The organism is Streptomyces tamarix (assembly GCF_032423885.1).
In the GTDB taxonomy this organism is placed as follows: domain Bacteria; phylum Actinomycetota; class Actinomycetes; order Streptomycetales; family Streptomycetaceae; genus Streptomyces; species Streptomyces tamarix.
Genome location: NZ_JAWCTQ010000008.1, coordinates 40,771 through 64,036, shown reverse-complemented (window position 1 = coordinate 64,036; position 23,266 = coordinate 40,771). Strand labels below are relative to the sequence as shown.

At 75.5% G+C, this 23,266-nt stretch carries 22 protein-coding genes; 11 read left to right on the top strand and 11 right to left on the bottom strand.

Going from position 1 to position 23,266, the window contains the following annotated elements; all coding sequences use genetic code 11:
• Positions 1-5: 5 nt before the first annotated feature.
• From RND61_RS09100 to zapE, 3 genes are all read right to left on the bottom strand, one after another.
• Positions 6-881: a polysaccharide deacetylase family protein gene (locus RND61_RS09100; protein WP_391653134.1), complete on the bottom strand. Its 876-nt coding sequence runs from the start codon at positions 879-881 to the stop codon at positions 6-8.
• 210 nt (positions 882-1,091) lie between these two features.
• On the bottom strand, positions 1,092-1,520 hold the full coding sequence (locus RND61_RS09095) for an OsmC family protein (protein ID WP_315877314.1): 429 nt from the start codon (positions 1,518-1,520) through the stop codon (positions 1,092-1,094).
• Positions 1,521-1,587: 67 nt separating this feature from the next.
• The gene (gene zapE, locus RND61_RS09090) at positions 1,588-2,658 is read right to left on the bottom strand and encodes a cell division protein ZapE (protein ID WP_315877313.1); all 1,071 of its coding nucleotides are present in this window, start codon (positions 2,656-2,658) and stop codon (positions 1,588-1,590) included.
• A 36-nt stretch (positions 2,659-2,694) separates the two neighbouring features.
• On the opposite strand from zapE, the gene RND61_RS09085 reads away from it, so the two are divergent.
• The 4 genes from RND61_RS09085 to msrB all read left to right on the top strand — a co-directional run bounded on the left by RND61_RS09085 (position 2,695) and on the right by msrB (position 6,005).
• Positions 2,695-3,513, top strand: coding sequence for a pyrimidine reductase family protein (locus RND61_RS09085; protein ID WP_315877312.1), 819 nt, complete (start codon positions 2,695-2,697; stop codon positions 3,511-3,513).
• Positions 3,514-3,662: 149 nt separating this feature from the next.
• Positions 3,663-4,133, top strand: a complete 471-nt coding sequence (locus RND61_RS09080; protein ID WP_315877311.1) for an indole-3-glycerol phosphate synthase — start codon at positions 3,663-3,665, stop codon at positions 4,131-4,133.
• 43 nt (positions 4,134-4,176) lie between these two features.
• Positions 4,177-5,571 (top strand): UDP-N-acetylmuramate--L-alanine ligase, encoded by a 1,395-nt coding sequence (gene murC, locus RND61_RS09075; protein ID WP_315877310.1) that lies wholly within the window; start codon positions 4,177-4,179, stop codon positions 5,569-5,571.
• A 26-nt stretch (positions 5,572-5,597) separates the two neighbouring features.
• Positions 5,598-6,005 (top strand): peptide-methionine (R)-S-oxide reductase MsrB, encoded by a 408-nt coding sequence (gene msrB, locus RND61_RS09070; protein ID WP_315877309.1) that lies wholly within the window; start codon positions 5,598-5,600, stop codon positions 6,003-6,005.
• Between the two features lie 239 nt (positions 6,006-6,244).
• Here the strand turns inward: msrB and RND61_RS09065 are convergent, their stop codons facing one another.
• Positions 6,245-6,898, bottom strand: coding sequence for an HAD family acid phosphatase (locus RND61_RS09065; RefSeq protein ID WP_315877308.1), 654 nt, complete (start codon positions 6,896-6,898; stop codon positions 6,245-6,247).
• A 134-nt stretch (positions 6,899-7,032) separates the two neighbouring features.
• On the opposite strand from RND61_RS09065, the gene RND61_RS09060 reads away from it, so the two are divergent.
• Both RND61_RS09060 and RND61_RS09055 read left to right on the top strand, forming a co-directional pair.
• Positions 7,033-7,659, top strand: a complete 627-nt coding sequence (locus RND61_RS09060) for a nucleoside/nucleotide kinase family protein (RefSeq protein WP_315877307.1) — start codon at positions 7,033-7,035, stop codon at positions 7,657-7,659.
• 61 nt (positions 7,660-7,720) lie between these two features.
• Complete coding sequence (locus tag RND61_RS09055) at positions 7,721-8,605, top strand: LysR family transcriptional regulator (protein ID WP_315877306.1); 885 nt, start codon at positions 7,721-7,723, stop codon at positions 8,603-8,605.
• 127 nt (positions 8,606-8,732) lie between these two features.
• Here RND61_RS09055 and treZ read toward each other — a convergent pair whose 3' ends face one another.
• Positions 8,733-10,490, bottom strand: a complete 1,758-nt coding sequence (gene treZ / locus RND61_RS09050) for a malto-oligosyltrehalose trehalohydrolase (RefSeq protein WP_315877305.1) — start codon at positions 10,488-10,490, stop codon at positions 8,733-8,735.
• A gap of 155 nt (positions 10,491-10,645) precedes the next feature.
• On the opposite strand from treZ, the gene RND61_RS09045 reads away from it, so the two are divergent.
• Positions 10,646-11,197, top strand: coding sequence for a DUF1707 and FHA domain-containing protein (locus RND61_RS09045; RefSeq protein ID WP_315877304.1), 552 nt, complete (start codon positions 10,646-10,648; stop codon positions 11,195-11,197).
• Between the two features lie 64 nt (positions 11,198-11,261).
• Here the strand turns inward: RND61_RS09045 and treY are convergent, their stop codons facing one another.
• Both treY and glgX read right to left on the bottom strand, forming a co-directional pair.
• On the bottom strand, positions 11,262-13,598 hold the full coding sequence (gene treY / locus RND61_RS09040) for a malto-oligosyltrehalose synthase (protein WP_315877303.1): 2,337 nt from the start codon (positions 13,596-13,598) through the stop codon (positions 11,262-11,264).
• Positions 13,599-13,680: 82 nt separating this feature from the next.
• Positions 13,681-15,804 carry a glycogen debranching protein GlgX gene (gene glgX / locus RND61_RS09035; RefSeq protein WP_315877302.1) on the bottom strand — a complete coding sequence of 708 codons (2,124 nt, stop codon included), beginning with the start codon at positions 15,802-15,804 and terminating at the stop codon, positions 13,681-13,683.
• Positions 15,805-16,331: 527 nt separating this feature from the next.
• Here glgX and RND61_RS09030 point away from each other — a divergent pair.
• Both RND61_RS09030 and RND61_RS09025 read left to right on the top strand, forming a co-directional pair.
• Positions 16,332-17,573 carry an SAV2148 family HEPN domain-containing protein gene (locus tag RND61_RS09030; RefSeq protein WP_315877301.1) on the top strand — a complete coding sequence of 414 codons (1,242 nt, stop codon included), beginning with the start codon at positions 16,332-16,334 and terminating at the stop codon, positions 17,571-17,573.
• A 109-nt stretch (positions 17,574-17,682) separates the two neighbouring features.
• On the top strand, positions 17,683-18,423 hold the full coding sequence (locus tag RND61_RS09025) for a 3'-5' exonuclease (protein ID WP_315877300.1): 741 nt from the start codon (positions 17,683-17,685) through the stop codon (positions 18,421-18,423).
• Positions 18,424-18,433: 10 nt separating this feature from the next.
• On the opposite strand, the gene RND61_RS09020 is transcribed toward RND61_RS09025, so the two are convergent.
• Both RND61_RS09020 and RND61_RS09015 read right to left on the bottom strand, forming a co-directional pair.
• A complete protein-coding gene (locus RND61_RS09020; protein ID WP_315877299.1) occupies positions 18,434-19,258 on the bottom strand; it encodes an alpha/beta fold hydrolase in 825 nt (274 codons plus the stop codon).
• 61 nt (positions 19,259-19,319) lie between these two features.
• Entirely contained in the window at positions 19,320-20,180 is an 861-nt protein-coding gene (locus tag RND61_RS09015) for a phosphotransferase enzyme family protein (protein ID WP_315877298.1), read from the bottom strand.
• Between the two features lie 337 nt (positions 20,181-20,517).
• On the opposite strand from RND61_RS09015, the gene RND61_RS09010 reads away from it, so the two are divergent.
• Entirely contained in the window at positions 20,518-21,081 is a 564-nt protein-coding gene (locus RND61_RS09010; protein WP_315877297.1) for a DUF1697 domain-containing protein, read from the top strand.
• Between the two features lie 43 nt (positions 21,082-21,124).
• Positions 21,125-21,745, top strand: a complete 621-nt coding sequence (locus tag RND61_RS09005) for a mycothiol-dependent nitroreductase Rv2466c family protein (RefSeq protein ID WP_315877296.1) — start codon at positions 21,125-21,127, stop codon at positions 21,743-21,745.
• A gap of 12 nt (positions 21,746-21,757) precedes the next feature.
• Here the strand turns inward: RND61_RS09005 and RND61_RS09000 are convergent, their stop codons facing one another.
• Positions 21,758-22,783 carry a DUF6745 domain-containing protein gene (locus RND61_RS09000; protein WP_315877295.1) on the bottom strand — a complete coding sequence of 342 codons (1,026 nt, stop codon included), beginning with the start codon at positions 22,781-22,783 and terminating at the stop codon, positions 21,758-21,760.
• A 34-nt stretch (positions 22,784-22,817) separates the two neighbouring features.
• The gene (locus RND61_RS08995) at positions 22,818-23,144 is read right to left on the bottom strand and encodes a hypothetical protein (RefSeq protein WP_315877294.1); all 327 of its coding nucleotides are present in this window, start codon (positions 23,142-23,144) and stop codon (positions 22,818-22,820) included.
• Positions 23,145-23,266: the final 122 nt, after the last annotated feature.

Sequence of the window (23,266 nt, the reverse complement as noted above, 5' to 3'; positions counted from 1 at the left end):
CCGCCTCAGCCCGCGGCCAACAGTTCCGACACCTTCACGAAGCGGTAGCCGCGCGCCCGCAGCTCGGGGACGATGCGGCGGACCGCCTGCTCGGTGACCGGCGCCGCGCTCAGCGTGCAGTGCAGCACCACGACCGAGCCCGGCCGCACGCCGTCCAGCACCTGTTCGGCCACGGCGTCGGCGTCCGTCGCGAAGGCGTCGCCGCTCACCACGTCCCACTGCACGGCGGTGACCTTCGCCGGTGCCAGCGCGCGCAGCGCGTCGTCGTCGTAGCAGCCGCCAGGGAAGCGGAAGTACGGCACGACGTTGCGGGCGCCCACCTCGCGGAACGCCGTGAACGCCCGCCCCACGTCCGCCGCCATCTCCTGGCGGGAGAGCGCCGGCAGGCCGTAGCAGGGGGAGCGGAAGGCGTGGTGGCTGTACGAGTGGTTGGCGATCTCGAAGCGCGGGTCCGTGCCGATCGACCGGGCCTGGTCGGGGTACTCCTCCGCCCACCGGCCCGTCATGAACACCGTCGCGTCGACCTCCAGCCGGCGGAGCGTCGCGATGAGCGCGGGGTTGTCGAACCGCTCGCCGCGCGCCGCGCGCGGCCCCTGGTCGGCCGTCATGTCGGCGTCGAAGGTGAGGGCGACGGTCTTCTCGGCGGCCCCCGCGCCCGCGTCGTCGGCGCGGCGCTCGAAGACCGGTGTCAGGCCGTTCGGTCCCGGCGCCATCGTCGGCGGGGTGCGCCGGGACGCCGCCGCCCCGGTCCGGGGCGACGCCGCGGGGGACGACTCGGGGGAGGGGGGCGGGGCCGGGGCGCTCGCGGGGGGAGTCCCGCAGCCGGCCAGGGCGGCGCACAGGGCAGCCGACACCGACAGGCGGCGTACAGAAAATCTCACTATCGGAAAGTATCCGATCGATTGCCCAGCGTCACCGATCGGTCACCCGTGTCGCCCCTGCCCGTGTCACCTCCGCTCGCATCGCCCTCGTCCGCGTCGCCCCCGCCCGGTGGCGTCCCCGGAGTCGCCGGGTGCCGGTGCCGGCGTACGAACGGGTCCGGCCGCCACCCCCGTCGGGGTGGCGGCCGGACCTCCGGGCGGCGGTGCCGCTCAGCTCGCGAGACGCGCGGTCAGCGTGATCTCCGTGCCCGCCAGCGCCTGGCTGACCGGGCAACCCGCCTTGGCCTCCTCGGCGGCCTTGACGAACGCGGCCTCGTCCAGACCGGGGACCTCGCCCTCGACGGTGAGGTGCACGCCCGTGATGCCCGTGCCGGGCTGCAGCGTGACGTCGGCCTTCGTGGTCAGCCGGGTCGGCGGCGTACCGGCCTTGCCGAGGACGGCCGACAGGAACATGGAGAAGCAACTGGAGTGGGCGGCCGCGATGAGCTCCTCCGGGCTCGTCTTGCCGCCCGGCTCCTCCGCGCGCGCCGGCCAGGAGACCGGGTAGGAGCCGATGCCGGAGGAGTCGAGGGTCACGGTGCCCGTGCCCTCGGTGAGGTTGCCCTCCCAGACGGTGTGCGCGTGACGCGTGGTGGCCATGCCGAATTCCCTTCCGACGCCGTACGGCGCCAGGACGGTGGACGGTGGGGGCTTACGACCCCCCAACCTACTGCGCCACCAGCCCCTTGGCGTCCCGGGCCAGGGCGGTGAGCCGCGAGATCGCCCGGAAGTACTTCTTCCGGTACCCGCCGTTCAGCATCTCGTCGCTGAACAGCCGGTCGAAGGGCAGCCCGGACGCGAGCACCGGTATCTCCCGGTCGTACAGCCGGTCGGCGAGGACCACCAGGCGCAGCGCCGTCGACTGGTCGGGGACGGCGCTCACGCCCGTCAGGCAGACCGCCGTCACGTCCTCGGTCAGCGCCCCGTACCGGCTCGGGTGGACCCGCGCCAGGTGCTCCAGGAGCTGCGGGAAGTGGTCCAGGGAGGCGCCTCGTGTCGCGTGCGCCGCCTTCGTGACCTCCTCGTCGGCGTACGGCGCCGGGGCCTCGGGCAGCCCACGGTGGCGGTAGTCCTCGCCGTCGATGCGCAGCGGCCGGAAGTGCGCGGACAGGCCCTGGATCTCGCGCAGGAAGTCCGCGGCCGCGAACCGGCCCTCGCCCAGCTTGCCCGGCAGCGTGTTCGACGTGGCGGCCAGGGCGACGCCCGCCTCGACCAGCTTGCCGAGCAGCGTGGACACCAGCACCGTGTCGCCCGGGTCGTCCAGCTCGAACTCGTCGATGCACAGCAGCCGGTGCCCGCTGAGGGTCCGCACGGTCTGCTGGAAGCCGAGCGCGCCCACCAGGTTGGTCAGCTCCACGAACGTGCCGAACGCCTTGAGCGCGGGCTCGGCCGGGGTGGCGTGCCACAGCGACGCCAGCAGGTGCGTCTTGCCGACGCCGTACCCGCCGTCCAGGTACACCCCGCGCGGCCCGACGGGGGCGGCGGGCTTCCGGGAGAACCAGCGGCGCCTGCCCGTGCCGCCCCCGTGCGCCCCGCCGAGGCCGGCGGCGAAACCGGCCAGCACCGAGACGGCCTCGGCCTGGCTGGGCTGGTTGGGGTCCGGGATGTACGTGTCGAAGCGCACGCCGTCGAAGCGCGGCGGGGGCACCATCTCGGCGACCAGGCGATCGGCGGGGACGTGCGGCTCGCGGGCGCACAGGGACAGCGGGACCGCTTCGGTCAGGGCACTCGTCGACACGCTCCCCACTGTAAGCGCCGTGCCAGACTGCACGACATGCGACGCCTGTTCCCTGTGACCGACCAGACACCGCCCGTTCCCGCCGGCTCCGCCGCGCCCGCCGCGGGGGAGAGCCGCGAGTGGTCCCTCGACGAGCTGGCCGACGCGTACGCCTACCCGCCCGCCGCGGCCGGGACGCCGCGCGGCGCGTGGCTGCGCGCCAACATGGTGTCGTCCCTGGACGGCGCCGCCCAGCACGACGGGCGCTCGGAGCCGATCTCCTCCGCCGCCGACATGCGGATCTTCGGCACGCTGCGGGCGCTCGCCGACGTGGTCGTCGTGGGCGCCGAGACCGTACGCCTGGAGGGATACCGCCCGGCCCGCGCGCGCGAGGGCTTCGCCGCGCGCCGGGAGGCGGCCGGGCAGGGGCCCGCGCCCGCCATCGCCGTGGTGAGCGCCTCGCTGGACCTGGACTTCTCGCTGCCGCTGTTCACCTCGCCGCTCGTACCGACCCTGGTCCTCACGGGCGCCGCCGCGCCGCCCGCCCGGGTGCGGGAGGCGGAGCGGGCCGGGGCGGAGGTGGTCGTCGCGGGCGACGGGCCGGGCGTGGAGCCGGAGCGTGCCGTGCGGGCGCTGGCCGGGCGCGGGCTGACCCGGCAGCTCACCGAGGGCGGGCCGCGGCTGCTGGGCCAGTTCGTGGCCGCCGGGGTGCTGGACGAGCTGTGCCTGACCGTGTCCCCGGTGCTCACCGCCGGGGACGCGCAGCGCATCGCGGGCGGGCCGTCCCTGGCGGTGCCGTCGCGGTTCGCCCTGGCGTCCGTGCTGGAGGAGGACGGGTTCCTCTTCACGCGGTACCGGCGGTCCCTCCCGGTGTGAACCGGCCCGATGGCGGACACACGGAGGGACACGCCGATCCGGCGAAGGATCGGAATTAGTCGTTCCGCTTATCTCGCGCTGGGCAGACTTACCCTCGCAGACCCCGTGCGGGCACGGGGCAGGATGGTTTCCGCAGAAGGGCTCACCAGGTGTTCACAAGCGTTCTGATGATCGAGAAACCGCTGTCGTCCGTGGACGTGGACTTCGTCACGACCCTGCACGGGGACGAGACGGTCTCCTTCATCGTGCTCATGCAGCCCCGCGGCGACCAGACCGACGCGCTACTGCGCGCCATCGACGACGTCGCCGTCGGCGCGTTGAAGGACGCGGCCAAGGAGGGCGAGGAGCCGTCCGGCGCGGAGGCGCGGCGCCCGGCGGAGGTGGCCCTGGAGCAGTCGGTGCAGGCCCTGCGCGACGCCGGTTGCGAGGCGGTCGGCCAGGTCGTCGAGGACCACCCGCTGGACAAGATGAGGGCCGTCGTGGAGGAGGCGGAGGCCGACGAGGTGATCGTGCTGACCGCCCCGCACTACGTGGAGGAGTTCTTCCACCGCGACTGGGCGTCCCGCGCCCGCCACAAGGTCGGCGTCCCGGTGCTCAAGCTCTTCGCGCACAACGAATAGGCTGGGCCCCCGCACGTACGCCACACCCCGGGGAGAGAACCGCATGGCACCCGCCATCCCTGCCGCAATGGAACGGCCGCACTTCATCGGCATCGGCGGCGCCGGCATGTCGGGCATCGCGAAGATCCTCGCCCAGCGCGGGGCCAAGGTCGCCGGCAGCGACGCGCGCGATTCCGAGACCGCCGCGTCGCTGCGCCTCCTCGGCGCGACCGTCCACATCGGCCACGCCGCGCACCACCTCGCCGACGACAGCAGTTGCGTCGTCGTCTCCAGCGCCATCCGCGCCGACAACCCCGAGCTGGCCCGCGCGCAGCAGCTCGGCATCCCCGTCGTGCACCGCTCCGACGCGCTGGCCGCGCTGATGGAGGGCCTGCGCGCCATCGCCGTCGCCGGCACCCACGGCAAGACCACCACCACGTCGATGCTCGCCGTCGCCCTCACCGAGCTCGGGCTCGACCCGTCGTACGCCATCGGCGGCGACCTCGCGGGCCCCGGCACCAACGCCCGGCACGGCGGCGGCGACCTCTTCGTCGCCGAGGCCGACGAGAGCGACCGCAGCTTCCAGAAGTACGACCCCGAGGTCGCCCTCGTCCTCAACGTCGAGCTGGACCACCACGCCAACTACGCCTCCCTGGAAGAGATCTACGAGTCCTTCGAGGCGTTCGTCGCCAAGGTCCCCCGCGGCGGCACCCTCGTCGTCGGCGAGCACCCGGGCGCCCGCGAGCTGGCCGCGCGGGTCTCCGGCCGGCCGGGCCTGGACATCCTGCGCGTCGGCGAGTCGGAGTCGTCCGACGTGTGGATCCGCCGCATCACCCCGAAGGGCATGACCAGCGAGGTCACCGTCGTCCTCGACGGGCGCGAGCACACCTTCACCGTCTCCGTGCCCGGCCGCCACTACGCCCACAACGCCGCCGCCGCCCTCGCCGCCGGCGCGCGCGCCGGTGTCGACCCGGCCGACCTGGCCCGGGCCCTCACCGCGTACACCGGCGTCGGGCGCCGCCTCCAGCTCAAGGGCGAGGCCGCCGGCGTCCAGGTCATCGACTCGTACGCGCACCACCCCACCGAGATGACCGCCGACCTGGAGGCGATGCGCGCCGCGGCCGGCACCGACCGCCGCCTCCTGGTGGTGTTCCAGCCGCACCTGTTCTCCCGCACGCAGGAGCTGGGCGCGGAGATGGGCCGGGCCCTCGCCCTCGCCGACCGGTCGCTGGTCCTCGACATCTACCCCGCCCGCGAGGACCCGGTCCCGGGCGTCACCAGCGCCCTGATCACCGACGCGGCCGCCGCGGCGGGCGCCGACGTCACCCCGGCGCCCGACCAGGGGGCCGTGCCCGAACTGGTCGCGGGAATGGCCCGGCCCGGCGATCTCGTTCTCACCATGGGCGCCGGCGACGTCACGGACCTCGGCCCGAGGATCCTCGACCGCCTGGCGCGCTGACCGAGCAGAGGGAGCTGAAGCAGACCATGCCGTACGAGGTCGAGAAGCCGGACGAGCAGTGGCGCGCCGAGCTGACGCCGCAGGAGTACCACGTCCTGCGCGAGGCGGGCACGGAGCCGCCCTTCACCGGCGAGTACACCGACACCAGGACAGAGGGCGTCTACTCCTGCCGGGCCTGTGGTGCCGAACTGTTCACGTCCGACACGAAGTTCGCCTCCCACTGCGGCTGGCCGTCCTTCTACGACCCGAAGGACAGCGACGCCGTCGAGCTCCTGGAGGACCGCTCCCACGGCATGGTCCGCACCGAGGTCCGCTGCGCCCGCTGCGGCTCCCACCTGGGCCACGTCTTCGAGGGCGAGGGCTACCCGACCCCCACGGACCAGCGCTACTGCATCAACTCCGTCTCCCTCCGCCTGGCCCCGGCCGCGGACTGAGCACGACCCGGCCGCCCCTTCCCCCGCCGTCGGGCGGAGGAAGGGGCGGCGCGCGGTCCTCGACCCGCCCCCGGCCGTGCGGCCGGCGCCGCCGTCAGCGCCCCGGGCCGATCACGTCTCCGATCTGGGAGGCGTCGTGCGAGCCGCGGGCCGGACGCCGTTTCCCGCGCCTTCGCCGTGCGGGGCCGTCCTCCACGGCGCCGGGCCGCCGCGCCCCCTGTTCCGCCGGTGCGCCGGGGTCAGGAGAGCTCGCCGTCGTAGTCCGGGAGCTTGAAGACGCGCTCCGCGTGACCGCCCGCCAGGTCGCTCGGGCGGTTGCCGATGTTGGCGATGATCCGGTAGCCCTTCGCCTCGATCTCGGCGCGCTTCTCCGTCTTGTACGCGGCGACCTCGCCGAACAGGTCGGGCAGGTCGCGGACGTACAGGCCGTCCACCGGGTAGCCCGCGGACCGCAGGTTGCGCGCGGTGAGGCCGTGCAGGATGCCGGGGCGGGCGGTGACGAAGAAGACGTCCACGCCGCGGGAGTCGGCGTAGCGGGCCAGGTCGAGGGCGGGGCGGACGGCGGGGGTCGGGTACTCCCAGAAGGAGTGGAAGTCCGTCTCCAGGGACGTGTTGTCGACGTCCAGCACGATCGCCAGCTTCTCGCCGGACGCGTTCGCCGTGCGCTGCTCGACGTAGGGGCGGGCGGGGGCGAGGGCCGCCGCCACGTCGCGCTGCCAGGTCGCGTAGTCCACGTCCGTGGACCGGGCGGCTCCGGCCGCGACGGCGGCGGCCGGCCGGTCGGGGGCCGCGGCCGGAGCCGCCGCGTCCGCCTGGACGGGCCAGGCCAGGGCCAGGGCCGCGGTGGCGGCGACGGTGAGGGTGCGGTGCCGGGAGGCGCTGCGTCCGCGCATGGGGTCACTCCTCTGTGGGGGGTGCGAGCCGTGAGGTGCCATGCTCGTGTCACATGGTGGACGGAATGAGGCGTTCCTTCTACTGGTCGGTAGCCACGAGTCGAGAGACCGTCCGGACAGGGACAATCGAGACCATGGACGCGCAGCAGTTCGACGCCCTCACCGCCCGCGCGCGCCGCCTCGCCACCCCCGGCACGCGGCGCGTCCTCGGCCTCGCCGGCCCACCCGGCGCGGGCAAGTCCACCCTGGCCGCGCGCCTCGTCGACCGGCTCGGCGGGCTCGCCGTCCTCGTCCCCATGGACGGCTTCCACCTCGCGGGGGCCGAGCTCGACCGCCTCGGCCGGGCCGGCCGCAAGGGCGCCCCCGACACCTTCGACGCCGCCGGGTACGCCGCCCTGCTGGCCCGGTTGCGGGCCGCCGACCCCCGCGTCACCGTGTACGCGCCCGCCTTCGACCGCGCCCTGGAGGAGCCCGTCGCCGGCAGCGTGCCCGTCCCGCCCGACGTGCCGCTCGTCGTCACCGAGGGCAACTACCTGCTGTACGACGACCCCGCGTGGGTCCCGGTCCGCGCCCTCCTCGACGAGGTCTGGTACGTGGAGGCCGACGACGACCTGCGGATCCGGCGCCTCGTCGACCGGCACGTCCGGTACGGCAAGGGCCGCGCCGACGCCGAGCGCTGGGTCCGGGACTCCGACGAGGCCAACGCGAGGCTGATCGCCCCCGGCCGGGCCCGCGCCGACCTCGTCGTCCCCGTCGACTGACGATCCGCCAGTTGCGCCGGACGCCGGTCACGGCCGGGCCCGGCGGTCCAGACTGGGCGTCATGGACCCCCGCCTCCTGCGCACGTTCGTGACGGTGAGCCGGCTCGCCTCGTTCCCGGCGGCCGCGCGCGAACTCGGGTGCACCCAGGCCGCCGTGGCGCGGCACGTCGCCGCCCTGGAGAGAGAGCTGGGCCTGCCGCTGCTGACCCGGCGGCCCGTCGTCCCCACCGTGGCGGGCGCGCGCCTCCTGGAGCACGCCGTACCGCTGCTGCTGCGCCTCGACGCGGCCCGCGCCGACCTCGCCCGCCTCGTCGCCGCGCCCGCCGGCGAACTGGCCGTCGCCGCCGCCCCGCTCGCCGTCGGCCCCCGGCTCCTGGCCGCCCTCCCGGCCGCCACCGCCCGCGTCACCCTGCGCGTCCGGCCCCGCGACGCGATAGCCGCCGCGCTCGCCGACGGCACCGCCGACCTCGGCCTCGTCGACGGCCTGGCCGTCACCGGCGACCCGCTGCCCCTGTCCGGGACCGCCCCGACGGGCGGCACCGCCCCGCTGACGGCCCTCCGCGTCACCGAGGCGCCGCTCGCCGTCCACCTGCCCGCCGGCCACCCGCTGGCCCACCGCCCCGGCCTGCGCATCGGCGAGCTCACCGCCGCCCGCTGGCTGGACGCCCCCGCCGCCGGCCTCCCCCTCGACCAGCTGCGCGCCGCCCACGGCACGTACGGCTTCCGCCCCGCCCTGCGCTACGAGGGCACCGACGTGCACACCCTGACCGCGCTCGCCGCCGCCGGGCAGGGCCTCGCCCTCCTCCCGGCCACCGTCCCCGCCGCGCCCGCCGCCACCGCGGTCCCCCTCGTCGAACCGCGCCTCGTCCACCGCGTCGAACTGCTCCACACGGGCGAACCGGCCGGCCCCGCCGCGGAGCTGACCGCCCGGCTCACCGGCGGGTGAACCGGCGGGGCGCACGGCCGCCGCGCGGCTGCCGCAGGCGGGGGAGGGGCCGGCCGCGACAGCCGCGCGGCCCGCCCCGGAACCGGCCCCCGGGCCCTTAAAAGCCCTCAGAAGCCCTCAGGAGCCCTCAGGAGAGGGAGAGGACCACGCACGACTCCGCCGGCACCACCAGCTCCCCGCCCTCCGCCCCCGGCGCCTCCACCGGCTCCCACGCGGCCAGCACCCGCCCCCCGTCCGGGCCCAGCGGGATCCGCGCCGGACGGTCCGCCAGGTTCACCGCCACCCGCACGTCCCCCCGCCGGTACGCGATCCAGCGGGCCTCCTCGTCGTACACGACGTGCGTCGCCGCCAGGTCCGGATCGGTCAGGTCCGGCCGCGCGGCCCGCAGTGCGATCAGCCGCCGGTGCCAGTCCAGCAGCCGCGCGTGCGGCTCGCGCGCCGGCTCCTCCCAGTCCAGGCACGAGCGGTCGCGCGTCGCCGGGTCCTGCGGGTCCGGGACGTCCTCCTCCCGCCAGCCGTGCGCCGCGAACTCCCGCCGCCGGCCGCGCCGCACCGCCTCGGCCAGCTCCGGGTCCGTGTGGTCGGTGAAGAACTGCCACGGCGTGCGGGCCCCCCACTCCTCGCCCATGAACAGCATCGGCGTGAACGGGCCCGTCAGGACGAGCACCGCCGCGCACGCCAGCAGGCCGGGGGAGAGGGACGCCGACAGCCGGTCGCCCTGCGCCCGGTTGCCGACCTGGTCGTGCGTCTGCGCGTACCCGAGGAAGCGGTGCGCCCGTGTCCGTTCCGGGTCCACCGGGCGGCCGTGCGTACGGCCCCGGAACGTCGAGAACGTGCCGTTGTGGAAGAAGACCTCGCCCAGCACCTTCGCCAGCGCGGCCAGCGGCGCCCGCGCGAAGTCCGCGTAGTAGCCCTGGGACTCGCCGGTCAGCGCCGTGTGCAGCGCGTGGTGGAAGTCGTCGTTCCACTGGGCGTGCAGCCCCAGCCCGCCCTCCGCGCGCGGCGTCGTCGTCCACGGGTCGCACCGGTCCGACTCGGCGATCAGGAAGTGCTCCCGCCCCCGCTCCGCGGCGAGCTCGTCCACCGCCGCCGACAGCTCCTCCAGGAACGTCAGCGCCCGCGTGTCGGCGAGCGCGTGCACCGCGTCCAGCCGCAGCCCGTCGATCCGGTGGTCCCGCAGCCACGCGAGCGCGCTGCCCAGCAGGAAGGCCCGCACCTCGTCCGAGCCCGGCGCGTCCAGGTTCACCGCCGCGCCCCACGGCGTGTGGTGCGTGTCCGTGAAGTACGGGCCGAAGGCCGGCAGGTGATTGCCGGAGGGCCCCAGGTGGTTGTGGACCACGTCCAGCACCACGCCCAGGCCCAGCCCGTGCGCCGTGTCCACGAACCGCTTCAGCGCCGCCGGCCCGCCGTACGGCTCGTGCACCGCCCACAGCGACACCCCCTCGTACCCCCAGCCGTGCCGCCCGGGGAACGGGCACAGCGGCATCAGCTCCACGTGCGTCACCCCCAGCCGCACCAGGTGGTCCAGCCGCTTCGCCGCCGCGTCGAGGGTGCCCTCGCGCGTGTACGTCCCCACGTGCAGCTCGTACAGGACGGCCCCGCGCAGCCCGCGCCGCGGCGGCTCGTTCCGCCAGGCGTACGCCGCCTGGTCCACCACCGCGCTCCGCCCGTCCGGCCCGTCGGGCTGGCGCCGCGACCGCGGGTCGGGCAGCACCGGTCCGCCGTCCAGCGAGAACCCGTACCGCGCCCCGTCCGGTACGTCGCCGCCGGCCTTCGCCGTCCACCAGCCGTCGCGCAGCGGATCGCGCTCCATGGGGTGCCGGGCACCCTCCAGTTCCAGTTCCACCCGCTCGCGCGCGTTCGGCGCCCACACTTCGAACAGCACTGGCGATCCCCTCGTCGTCGGCCAGGTCCCGTCACCGCGCCCCATCCTGGCAAGACCGGAGCCGGGAAGCACGGCACTTCGCCGCCGGGGCGGGGCGGGCCGTCCGGTGGCGACCCGTCTGGACACCCCGGGCCCCGGCGACCGACAATCCCTCCGTGACGTCGCCCTTCGATCCCCAGACGCATCCCGCCCGGCTGTCGGACGCCGAGCGGGACCGGGCGCTGGAGCTGATCCGCGAGGGCGCGGTGCAGGGGAAGCTGTCCCACGACACGTTCCTGCGGCGCACGGAGCTCGCCCTGGCCGCCCGCCACTTCGACGAGCTGGCGGTGCTCACCGACGACCTCCGGGAGCGGGACGGGGGCTGGTCGCGGCGGCTGTTCGGCGCCGTCGAGCGGATCTCCGCGTTCACGGTGCGGCTGGGCCACGCCTGGCAGGCCGAGCGGCTGCCGAAGCTGCTGCTGCCGGAGCCGGGCCCGTACCCGCTGCGGATAGGGCGCGACCCGGTGAACGGGCTGCGGCTCAGCCACGAGACGGTCTCCCGGCTGCACGCCGAACTCGGCATGCAGGGCGGGTCGTGGGTCCTGCGCGACCTCAACTCCACCAACGGCACCACCGTCAACGGGCGGCGCGTGACCGGCACGGTCGTCGTCCAGCCGGGCGACATGGTCTCCTTCGGCCGGATGGCCTTCCGCCTCGCGGCCCGCTGAGCCGCCGGAGCCCGCTGAGCCGCCGGGGCCCGGCCGCCCGGCCCCGGCCCCCGCCGCGGCGCGCTCACTCCGCGCGGCTCAGCAGCGCCACGGGCCGCTCCCCGAACAGCTCCGCCACCGCGACCGCGCGCCCCCCGTCCACGACCCGCGCCCCGTCCAGGGCGTCCACCCACCGGCCCTCGGGCAGCGTCAGCGCCGTACCGGCCCAGCCGCCCGCCTCCGCCAGCCGCAGCGACAGCCGCGTCACCGCCGCGACCACCCGGTCCGACCGGAGGAACGCCACGCAGTGGTCCGCCGCCGGGCCCCGGGCCGCCAGCGGCGTGTACGTCCCCGAGGCGCCGAACACCTCCGGGTACCGCCGCCGCAGCCCCAGTGCCGCCCGCGTCACCGCCGTCTTCCCGTCCGGCCGGGCCTCCCGGAACGGCGCCCGGTTGTCCGGGTCCACCAGCGCCTCGTACACCGCCTCCGTGCCCTGGTACAGGTCCGGCACGCCCGGCATCGCCAGGTGCAGCAGCGCCGCGCCCAGCACGTTGGCCCGCACGTGCGGCTCCAGCTCGCGGGCCAGCTCCGCGACCGGGTGCCACACCGGCCCCGCCGGGCCCTCCGCCACGAACTCCGCCACGGCCCGCTCGTACGCCGCGTCCTGCTCCGTCCAGCCGGTGTGCAGGCCCGCCTCCCGCGCCGCCTTCAGCAGCGCCCCGTCCAGCCGCTCCCGCGACGGCCGGCCCAGCCCCAGCGCCGTCTGCCACGCCGCCCACGCCAGTTGCCCGTCCGGCGCCGGCACCCGCGCCACGTCGCCCAGCAGCTTCGCCCACCGGCCGGGGCACTCCGACAGGACGGCGATCCGCGCCCGCACGTCCGCGCTGCGCTTCGTGTCGTGCGTGGACAGCACCGTCCCGGTCGTCGGCCAGTCCCGGGCGATCCGCGCGCAGTACGCGTGGAACTCCGCCGGGGACACCGCCGGCCTGCCCGGGTCGCCGCCCACCTCGTTCGCCGACAGCAGCGGCACGTACCGGTAGAACGCCGTGTCCTCCACCGACTTCGCCCGCAGCGCCGACGCCGTCTGCGCGAACCGCGTCCGGAACGCCGCCGCGTCGGGCCCCTCCCCGAGCCGCCCCAGCGCCAGCTCCCGGACGACGTCCACGGCCGCCGCCTCCTCCGGCACCGCGAACGTCCCCCGCGCCTCGGCCGCCGCCTCCTCCGTCAGCACCTCCTCCGCGCCGATCCGGTACGGCCGGTAGACCGGCACCCGGATCAGCAGCTCCCGCACCGCCGCCCGCAGCGCCCACGGCGCGTGGTCGCGCAGCCCCGTGTCCGCCGCGCAGATCCGCCCGGCCGTCCGGGTCAGGAACGCCACCTCCGCCGCCAGCTCGTGCGTCACCACCTTGTACGCCGCCCGGCGCGCCGTCGCCTCCCAGTGGCCGCCCCGGTCGCCGGGCGGGGCCGCGAACCGCCGGTACAGCCCGCCCAGTTCCTCCGCGCCCGCCCCGTCGACGAACAGCCCGTCCACGCGGCGCAGCGCGTCGTACCCGGTGGTGCCCGCCACCGGCCAACCCGCCGGGAGCCGCTCGTCACCGGTGAGGATCTTCTCGACGACCGTCCAGCACGCCCCGCCCGTCGCCCGGTCCAGCGCGTGCAGGTACGCCTCGGGGTCCGCGAGCCCGTCCGGGTGGTCGATCCGCAGCCCCTCGACGACCCCGTCCCGCACCAGCTCCACGATCTTGGCGTGGGTCGCCTCGAACACCTCCGGGTCCTCCACCCGCACCCCGATGAGGTCCGAGACGGTGAAGAACCGCCGGTAGTTCAGCTCCGTGCGGGCCAGCCGCCACCACGCCGGCCGGTACCACTGGGCGTCCAGCAGCTCGGCGAGCGGCAGCCCGGCCGTCCCGGCGCGCAACGGGAACACCTGCGCGCCGTACCGCAGGACGGAGGAGTCCGCGTCGACCCGCAGCTCGTCCAACACGTCCCCGAGCCGGGCCGGGAGCACCGGCAGCAGCACCTTGCCGCCCCCCGCCTCCCAGTCGATGTCGAACCACCGGGCATACGGCGAGGAGGGCCCGTCGCGCAGCACCTCCCACAGCGCCCGGTTGTGCGGCAGCGCGGCCGCCATGTGGTTGGGCACCAGGTCGACGACGAGCCCGAGGCCGTGCGCCCGCGCGGTGCGGGCGAGGTCCCGCAGCCCCGCCTCGCCGCCGAGCTCCTCCCGCACCCGGCCGTGGTCGGTCACGTCGTAGCCGTGCGTCGAGCCGGGGACGGCCTCCAGCACCGGCGACAGGTGCAGGTGGGTGACGCCGAGGGAGGCGAGGTACGGCACCGCCTCGGCGGCGGCCCCGAACGGGAAGTCCGGCTGGAGCTGGAGCCGGTACGTGGCGAGCGGGGCACCGGGCGCGTGGGACGTCATGCGAACGTACGTACCCGCCCGCGCGGCGCCTCTCCCCTCGCACCCGCCGAACACCTCGTTCGGTGGACGCACGGCCCGGCCGCTACGCCGGGCGACGCAGTACGGCCAGGCTCCGGCCGACCAGGGTGAGCCGGTCGCCGGCCGCCACCTTGTCGCCCTGGCCCGGCGGGGTGCCCTCCGGCACGGCGGTGTCCACGACGACCTGCCACTGGCGGCCGTGGTTGACGGGGACGACGAAGTCCAGGTCGTCGGCACCGGCGTTGAACATCAGCAGGAACGAGTCGTCGGAGATCCGCTCGCCGCGCGGGCCCGGCTCGGAGATGGCGTGGCCGTTGAGGAACACGGACAGCGCCTTGGCGTGCGCGGCCTGCCAGTCCCGCGCGGTCATCTCCCGGCCGCCCGGGGTGAACCACGCGATGTCCGACAGGTCGTCGTGCGTGCCCTCCACCGGCCGGCCGTGGAAGAAGCGGCGCCGCCGGAAGACCGGGTGGTCCCGGCGGAGCCACACCATCGACCGGGTGAACTCCAGCAGCGACCTGGCCTCCTCCTCGTCCGCGCCGGGCCAGTGGACCCACGACAGCTCGCCGTCCTGGCAGTAGGCGTTGTTGTTGCCGTGCTGGGTGCGCCCGAACTCGTCGCCGTGGCTGAGCATCGGCACGCCCTGGGAGAGCAGCAGCGTGGCGATGAAGTTGCGCATCTGGCGCGCCCGCAGCGTCCGGACGCCGGCGTCGTCGGTCTCCCCCTCGACCCCGCAGTTCCAGGAGCGGTTGTGGTTCTCGCCGTCGCGGTTGCCCTCGCCGTTGGCCTCGTTGTGCTTCTCGTTGTACGAGACGAGGTCCCGCAGGGTGAAGCCGTCGTGGCAGGTCACGAAGTTCACCGAGGCGAGCGGCCGCCGCCCGTCGTCCTGGTACAGGTCCGAGGAGCCGGTCAGCCGGGACGCGAACTCCGCGAGCGTCCGGGGCTCGCCCCGCCACAGGTCGCGGACCGTGTCGCGGTACTTGCCGTTCCACTCGGTCCACAGCGGGGGGAAGTTCCCCACCTGGTAGCCGCCCTCGCCCACGTCCCACGGCTCGGCGATCAGCTTGACCTGGCTGACCACCGGGTCCTGCTGCACCAGGTCGAAGAAGGACGACAGCCGGTCCACCTCGTGGAACTGGCGGGCCAGCGTCGCCGCCAGGTCGAAGCGGAAGCCGTCGACGTGCATCTCCGTCACCCAGTACCGCAGCGAGTCCATGATGAGCTGGAGGACGTGCGGGGAGCGCATGAGCAGCGAGTTCCCGGTGCCGGTCGTGTCCATGTAGTACCGGGGGTTGTCCTCCACGAGCCGGTAGTACGAGGGGTTGTCCAGGCCCCGGAAGGAGAGCGTCGGGCCCAGGTGATTGCCCTCCGCCGTGTGGTTGTACACCACGTCGAGGATGACCTCGATGCCCGCCTTGTGCAGGGCGCGCACCGCCGACTTGAACTCCAGCACCTGCTGGCCGCGGTCGCCCCAGGAGGCGTAGGCGTTGTGCGGGGCGAAGTAGCCGATCGTGTTGTAGCCCCAGTAGTTCGCCATCCCCGCGTCGACGAGCCGGTGGTCGTGGACGAACTGGTGGACGGGCATCAGCTCGATGGCCGTCACGCCCAGCTCGGTCAGGTGCTCGATGATCGCCGGGTGCGCGAGGCCCGCGTACGTGCCGCGCAACTCCTGGGGCAGCGCCGGGTGGAGCATCGTCAGGCCCTTCACGTGGGCCTCGTAGATCACCGTGCGGTGGTAGTCGGTGCGCGGCGGCCGGTCGTCACCCCAGTCGAAGTACGGGTTCACGACGACGGACGACATGGTGTGGGGCGCCGAGTCGAGGTCGTTGCGGGAGTCCGGCCTGCCGAAGTGGTAGCCGTACACCGCCTCGCCCCAGTCGACGGTCCCGGCGACCGCGCGCGCGTACGGGTCGAGGAGCAGCTTCGCGGAGTTGCAGCGCAGCCCGCGCTCCGGCGCGTACGGCCCGTGCACCCGGAAGCCGTACCGCTGGCCCGGCATCACCCCGGGCAGGTAGGCGTGCCGCACGAACGCGTCGGTCTCCCGCAGCTCCACGGCGGTCTCCGAGCCGTCGTCGTGCAGCAGGCACAGCTCGATACGGTCGGCGGCCTCCGAGAAGACCGCGAAGTTGGTACCGGCGCCGTCGTAGGTGGCACCGAGGGGATACGCCTGTCCCGGCCAGACCTGCATAGATAAGACTCTTCCATTCTGATCCGGCTGATGGGGTCACTTCTCCGGCTGATGGGGTCACTTCATCCGATCCTCCACGAAATCCGCCCGCCCGCCTAGGACGCCGGACGGTCCTACCGGGTGACCGGGGCCGGGTCCGGTGCGGTGGTCTGGCCGGAAATCGTCCTTCTTGGCGCGCCGTGGCCGCGCGGCGGCGGCGGGACCGGCGGCGCGCGCGGCCCCGTACGGCCGCCGCGTCGCGCGGCCGTACGGGCGGACGGGTCAACCCCGCGCCCCCCGCGTTCCCCGGAGCGGGCGGCACGGGCCGTCCGCCCCTCACCCGCACGGGTGGTCCGCGCCGGGGCGGGTGACGGGCGGCCCGCCCCCGCGAATCGGCCCGCTCCGCCCGCACCGGACCCCGGAACCGCCGCCGGGAACAAGGGGGGTGGGGGAACGAGCCTGTCCATCCGGCTGCACCGCGTCGCCCTCCCGGAGTACCCTTCCTTGATCGTTGGAGACGTGCGTTCGGAACCAAAGGCGGTGCGCGGGTGAGCTCGGGAGGGCTGGAGCTGCCCCCAGGTGACTCGGGTCATGAGGGGGACTCCACTGACTCCGCAGATGTCCCGCCCGGCGCGGTCTCACTCGCCCGGCCGATGGAGATCGGTGCGGAGCTGGACTGGGACGCCCGGGACTGGAGCGAGGTGCGCACCCGCGCCCAGCGCGCCGGACGGGCCTATATCTGGCTGAATCTGGTCGAACAGCGTCTGCGCGCGGTGGTCGCCGCCGTGCTGCGGCCCGTGTACGAACCCATGCACGGCGACGACTGGGTCGTCGCGGCGGCCGGACCGGCCGGCCAGGAATGGGTGCAGCGCGCCGTCGCCGTCCGCGAGGTCTCCCGCCGCAAGGGCTACCTCCTCGACCCCGCCGACGACAACGTCCTCAGCTTCCTCACCCTGCCCCAGCTGCGCGAGCTGATGGTCCAGCACTGGCCCTGCTTCGAGCCGTACTTCGACGACCGCCGAGAGCTGGAGCTGGCCCTCGACGAGCTGGAGGTCACCCGCAACGTCGTCTCCCGCAACCGCGCCCTGTCCCGGACCGTCCTCGACCAGTCGGAGCGCGCCTCGGCCCGGCTCCTGGAGATCCTCGGCAGTGGGGCCGGCGTGCCCTCCGCGCACCGGCTGCCGGTCGACGCCGTCGAGGACCTCGTGGGGGACCGGTACGCCGACGTGGTCTCCGTCCACCCCGACCGGGTGCGGCTCCAGCGGCAGCTGCCCGCCGAGGACCTCTTCGGCGGGGCCCGCCGCCTCGACGCCATCGGCATAGGCCTCAACCTGCTCGTCCAGAACTTCTCCGGCCGCCGGCTCGTCCGGCTCGCCGAGTCCGGCTGCCGGATACGGCTGCTGTTCCTCAACCCCGCCAGCAGCGCCGTCAAGCGGCGCGAGCGGGAGCTCGGCATCAAGAAGGGCGAGCTCAGCCGCTCCGTGGAGATGAACATCCTGCACATGCGGCGGGTCCGCTCCAAGCTGCGCGACCCCGGGGCCTTCGAGATCCAGGTGTTCGACGAGACGCCCCGCTTCACCGCCTACCTGGTCGACGGCGACGGTCCCGACGGCGTCGGCGTCGTCCAGTCCTACCTCCGGCGGGCCCGCGGCATGGAGGCGCCCGTCCTGGTCCTGCGGGGCGGGCGGCGGTCCGTCGTCGCCTCCGCGCCGGACGGCGACCACGGGCTGTTCGAGACGTACCGCGAGGAGTTCGAGTCGTTCTGGGCGGATTCGCGCCCGGTGTCCTGAAGATACCTTTGCGGGGGTCCCGGGGTGCGTTGTCAGTGCCGCGTGCGAGGGTGAAGACCCACTGGGGGAGGGTGCCGCGCGGACCGCGGCGCCGCGAAGGAGGTTCGGGATGCACTGGCACGGGGAGACCCTCGTCGGCTTCGACCTGGAGACGACGGGGACGGAGCCGTTCGAGGCGAGGATCGTCACGGCCGCGGTCGTGGAGGTACGGGACGGGCGCACCCTGGCGCGCCGCGAATGGCTCGCCGACCCCGGCGTCCGCATACCCGCGCAGGCGTCCGCGATCCACGGCATCAGCAGCGAGCGCGCCGCCGCCGAGGGCCGCCCGGCCCGCGAGGTCGCCGACGAGGTCGCCGGCGCCCTCGCCGGGTACTGGGCCCGGGGCGTGCCCGTCGTCGCGTACAACGCCGCGTTCGACCTGACGCTGCTCGCCGCCGAGCTGCGGCGACACGGTCTGCCGTCGCTCGGCGAGCGGCTGGACGGCGCGCCGGTCGGGCCCGTCGTCGACCCGTACACCATCGACCGGGCCGTCGACCGCTACCGGCGCGGCAAGCGGAACCTGGAGGCGGTCTGCGCCGAGTACGGCGTGGCGCTCGACGGGGCGCACGAGGCGGCCGCCGACGCGCTGGCCGCCGTCCTCGTCGCCTGCGCGATAGCCGAGCGGCACGCGCTGGTGGCCCGGCTGGCGCCGCGCGAGCTGCACGCCCGCCAGGTGGAGTGGTACGCGCAGTGGGCGGCCGACTTCCAGGACTTCCTGCGGCGCAAGGGCAGCCCGGACGCCGTCGTGGACCCGCGGTGGCCGCTCCGGCAACCGGATCCGGCCTCCGCGTCCGCGGTGGCCACCGGCTGACCCGGACCGCTCAGGCGTGGTCGGCGAAGAAGCCCAGCAGCGACGCGTTCACCCGCTCGGGCGCCTCCAACTGGAGCCAGTGGCCCGCACCCTCGACCCGCTCGTACCGCCAGGAGCCCGCCACGTACTTCTCCGTGCCCGTCATCGCCCGCTCGGTGAGGAACCGGTCACCGGTGCTCCACATGCCCAGCACGGGCCCCGGCAGCGGCGGCAGCGGCACCTCGGGGCCGAACAGCGCCCGCGGCGGCAGCCCCGCCCGGTAGACGGCGAGCGCCGCGGTGAGCGCGCCCGGCTCCGACAGCCGCTCCACGACCTCGTCGGCGTCCGGGTGCTCGGTGAGGAACTCCCGGGCGTGCGCGGCGCCGTCCCGCAGCAGCCACTCCTCGGCGACGCCCTCGTGCTGGAACAGCAGCATGTACCAGGAGCGGCTGCGCTGCTCCCAGCCCGCGTCGGCGAGCGCGCCCCGATGGCCCACGGACAGGAGCGACAGGCTCGCCACCCGGTCCGGCGCGGCCATGGCCAGGCCCTGCGCGATGCCGGACCCCCAGTCGTGGCCGACGAGGTGGACCCGGCCGACGCCCAGCCGGTCGAGCAGCTCCAGCAGGTCCGCCGCGGAGCGGGCCGGGGCGTACGCCGCGGTCTCCGCCGGCCGGTCGGAGCCGCCGAAGCCCCGCAGGTCCGGGGCGATCGTCCGGTATCCGGCCGCGTTGAGGGCGGGCACCTGGTGGCGCCAGCAGTCGTGGGTGTCCGGGAAGCCGTGCACCAGCAGCACCGCGGGGCCGGAGCCCCCGCTGTCCTCGACTTCCAGGGTCACCTCGGTGAGTTCCACACGCATCCGCGAGTCTCCGATGTCCGGTGGGCCGCACACGTCCTGACGCGGTCATCATGACAGCACGTCAGAACGGGTACCAGCGGACCCCCGGGTCGCCGTCCCGCAGCGACGCCACCCGGCGGCGGAACTCGGCCAGCGCCTTCGGGTTCGCCGGAGCGTGCTGGGCCACCCACGCGCAGCTCGCCGTCTCCCGCGCCCCGCGCAGCACGGCGCAGCCCTCCCACTCCCGCACGTCCCAGCCGTACGCGGCCGTGAACGCGTCGTACGCCGCCGGGTCCATGCCGTAGCGGTCCCGCGACAGGGCCGGCACCACCAGGTCGTGCTCCCGCAGGTCCAGGGAGAACGTCTCCAGGTCGACGAGGACGGGGCCGTCCGGGCCCACGTGGACGTTGCGCGGCAGCGCGTCGCCGTGGATCGGGCCCGGCTCCAGGTGCGGTACGAGCGCCGCCGCGGCCTCGGCGAAACCGTCCCGCCGCTCCCGCAGGAACGCGGCGTCCGCCGGGTCGATCGCGTCCCCGGCGAGCCGCAGCCACCGCTCCACCCCGCCCAGCAGGTCCCGGCCGGGCAGCGGGAACGGCGGTGCGGGCAGCTCGTGCACCCGGCGCAGCAGCGGGGCCAGATCACGCGGCCCGGCCGGCCGTACGGCGTCGGGCAACCGCCGCCACACGGTCACCGGGTGCCCCTCCACCAGCCGCGCCCCGGGCTTTGCCGCCCGCACGGCCGGGACCCCCGCCTCGGCCAGCCAGTCGGCGACCGCCACCTCGCGCCGCGCCCGGTCCAGCAGCCCGGCGTCCCGGCCCACCTTCACCACCAGGTCCCCGGCGGCGAACACCGCGTTCTCGCCCAGCGCCAGCAGCGCCGCGTCCGCGCCGCCCGCCGCGTACCCGGCCGCGTCCAGGATTTCCCGCGCCCTCGCCTCGTCCATGCCGCCGTCTCGCCCTCCGCCCTTCGCCGGTCCGCCGCTCGCGCCGCCGACCTCGTCGCCGGCCAGTCTCGCACCCGGCGCGGGGCGCGCCGCGCCGGGGGAGGACCACCGGGCCCGACCGGCCGGCACACGCCCCCGTACGCCCCGCCCGGGCGCTTTCGCGTGCCCCGCCCGGGCGCGGCTGGCGCCCGCCGGGGCCCACGGGACGGGCCGCCCGCCCGCCCGCGCGGCGGGGCGGCGGGGTGCACCCCGAGCCGCTGGCCTTCCCCACCGCCGCGCCCGCCCGGCGGTGGGACGGCGGGGCGGCGGGGCAGGGCGGCGGCCTAGAGTGGCGGCCATGACGACCACCCGATACGCAGCCCTGCTGCGCGGCGTCAACGTCGGCGGCCCCCGGAAGGTCCCCATGGCGGAACTGCGCGCCGTCCTCACCGGACTCGGCCACACCGCCGTGCGGACCCACCTCCAGTCCGGCAACGCCTTCTTCACCACCGCGTCGGACGCGGACGAGGACGCGCTCGCCGCCGCGATCGAGCGGGCGCTGGAGGAGCGCTTCGGGTTCCGTGTCGACTGCCTCGTCCGCGGCGGCCCGTACCTGCGGGCCGTCGTCGACGCCTGCCCGTTCCCCGCCGCGGAGCTGGAACCGAGGCAGCTCCACGTCACCTACTTCTCCGCGCCCGTCAGCGTCGACCGGTTCGCCGCCGTCGACCGGGCCGCCCGCCTCCCGGAGGAGTTCCGCCTCGGGGACCGGGCGCTGTACCTGTACGTCCCGGACGGCCTCGGGCGCTCCAAGCTGGCCGAGGCCCTCGCCCGCCCGACGGTCCTCAGGGGCCTCGTCGCCACCACCCGTAACTGGAACACCGTCCTCAAGCTCGCCGAAATGGCCCAGGAACCCGTCCCGTGATTGGCCCGCTCACCCGGACCACCCGCCGACTAGCGTCACGAGCATGAACACCGGACAGCCCACCGTCACCGTCGACTTCTGGTTCGACCCCGCCTGCCCCTTCGCCTGGATCACCTCCCGCTGGATCCTGGAGGTCGAACGCCACCGCGACCTCCGGGTGCGCTTCCACGTGATGAGCCTCCACCTCCACAACACCGGCAACGAGCTGCCCGACTGGTACCGGGACCTCGTCGACCGCTCCGTGGGCCCCGTCCGGGTCGCGGCCGCCGCCGCGCACCACCACGGCGAAGACGTGCTCCGCGACCTGTACACGGCCCTCGGGACCCGCATCCACCGCGAGGGGAACGACGACTTCGACGCGGTCGTCGCCGAGGCCCTCGCCGAACTGGGCCTGCCCGCCGACCTCGCGAAGGCCGCGCACGACCCCGCGTACGACGAGGCGGTGCGCCGCAGCCACGACGCGGGCAGGGACCCCGCCGCCGGCGGCTACGTCGGCACGCCGACCCTCCACGTCGACGGCGCCGTCTGGTTCGGCCCCGTCCTCAACGCGATCCCGCGCGGCGAGGAGGCCGCCCGCCTCTTCGACGCCTTCCGCGCCCTCGCCGGGCACAGCGGGTTCTTCGAGCTGAAGCGCGCCCGCACCGGCGGCCTCGACTACGACTGACCGGCCCGCCCGTCACGTCTCCCGCAGCGGCGCGTACACCTCGGCGTCCAGCCCGAACGTCCAGGCCACCCCCTGCTTCGCGGTCCGCGTCTCCGGCGGCACCCGCAACCAGTACGTACGGCTGGTGCCGTCGGGCTCCGGCGTCGAGTTGACGACCTCCACCATGACGACGTCCTCGTCGTCCGGCAGGGGTATCCGCCACAGCACGCCCGTCCCGTCCCGGTGCACCGGCTCGGCGCCCGACTCGCGCAGGTAGCGGTCGTAGCCGTAGAACTCCAGCATCACCCGGCGCAGCTCCGCGTTCTCCTCCCCCCGGATCCGCTGCGGCGTCAGGGTCCGCAGCTCCGCCAGGAACGCGGCGGGAACGGGCATGCCGCGCCACGCGTGGAGCGCGAAGCCGTCCGGGTAGGCGAGCGCCGGGCCGTCACCGCGGTCCAGCCGGCCCGCCTCGTCCCGGTGCAGCTCGACGGGGCGCTCGCACACGACGGCCAGCCGCTCGTACGGCCACCACCAGCCCGCCGACCGGGCCACCGCGGCGAGCCCGTCGAGCGGCGTGCCCTCCTGCGCGCCGAACGCGCACAGCCACGCCGCGTCGTGCTGGCCCAGCACCGCGTCGAGCAGCAGCAACCGGATCTCCGCCTCCTCGGCGCGGCCGTCCGCCAGCTCCTCGACCAGCCCGGCCCGGACACGGTCCACCAGCCGCTCCGTCGCCTCCCACACGCGGGCGCCGGTCGCGTTCCACCGCCGGCCCCAGCCGCGCGGGCCGATCAGCTCGTGCAGCCGGCTCCGCTCGGCCGCCCACGGCGCGCTGCGCACCGCGTCCCGCACGCCGCGGCCGCGCGCCCGCGGCCCGCACGGGCCGTCCGGCGCGTCCCGCAGCAGCCGCACCGCCTCCCGCGGCGAGCCCGCCCACACGATCCGCTCCGGCTCCCGCAGCCCCGCCCGGCGATACGCGAGGCGCACCCCCGCCTCCGCCGCCGCCCGGTCCGCCGGGCCCGTGGCCGCCGCGACGGCCCTCCACGCGTCGACACCGCTCATCGCCGTCCCCCTTCGTCCCTCGGCCGCCGGTTCCTCAGTCCGCCACGATCCGCACCGAGCCCGGCACGTACTCCCGCTGCCGCACCACCCGGTACCAGCCCTTCGGCAGGGGAATCGCGGCGTGCTCCTCGTGCACCACCCGCCCCCCGTCCGGCAGGTGCAGCAGCAGCGGCCCGGACGCGCCCGGCTCCCACACCAGCCGCCCCGGACCGACCACGGCGTGCGCGTGTCCGGTCACCTCGCCCAGCGCCAACACCATCCGGCCCCGCCCGTCCCGCGGCTCCGCCGGCGCGTCCGCGACGTGCGCCGGAACGGCCGCCTCGTCGAGCGGCACGACGAGCACGTCCCCCTGCCGGTACATACCTGTCCCCTTCCCCCGCGCCGCCCGGTGCGCCGCGTCGTGTCCGACCGTAGGCGGAGGGTCTGACAACGCCTCCCGACCGGCCCCGCCCCGGGCGCTGTCAGTGGCGCTTGCTACAACTT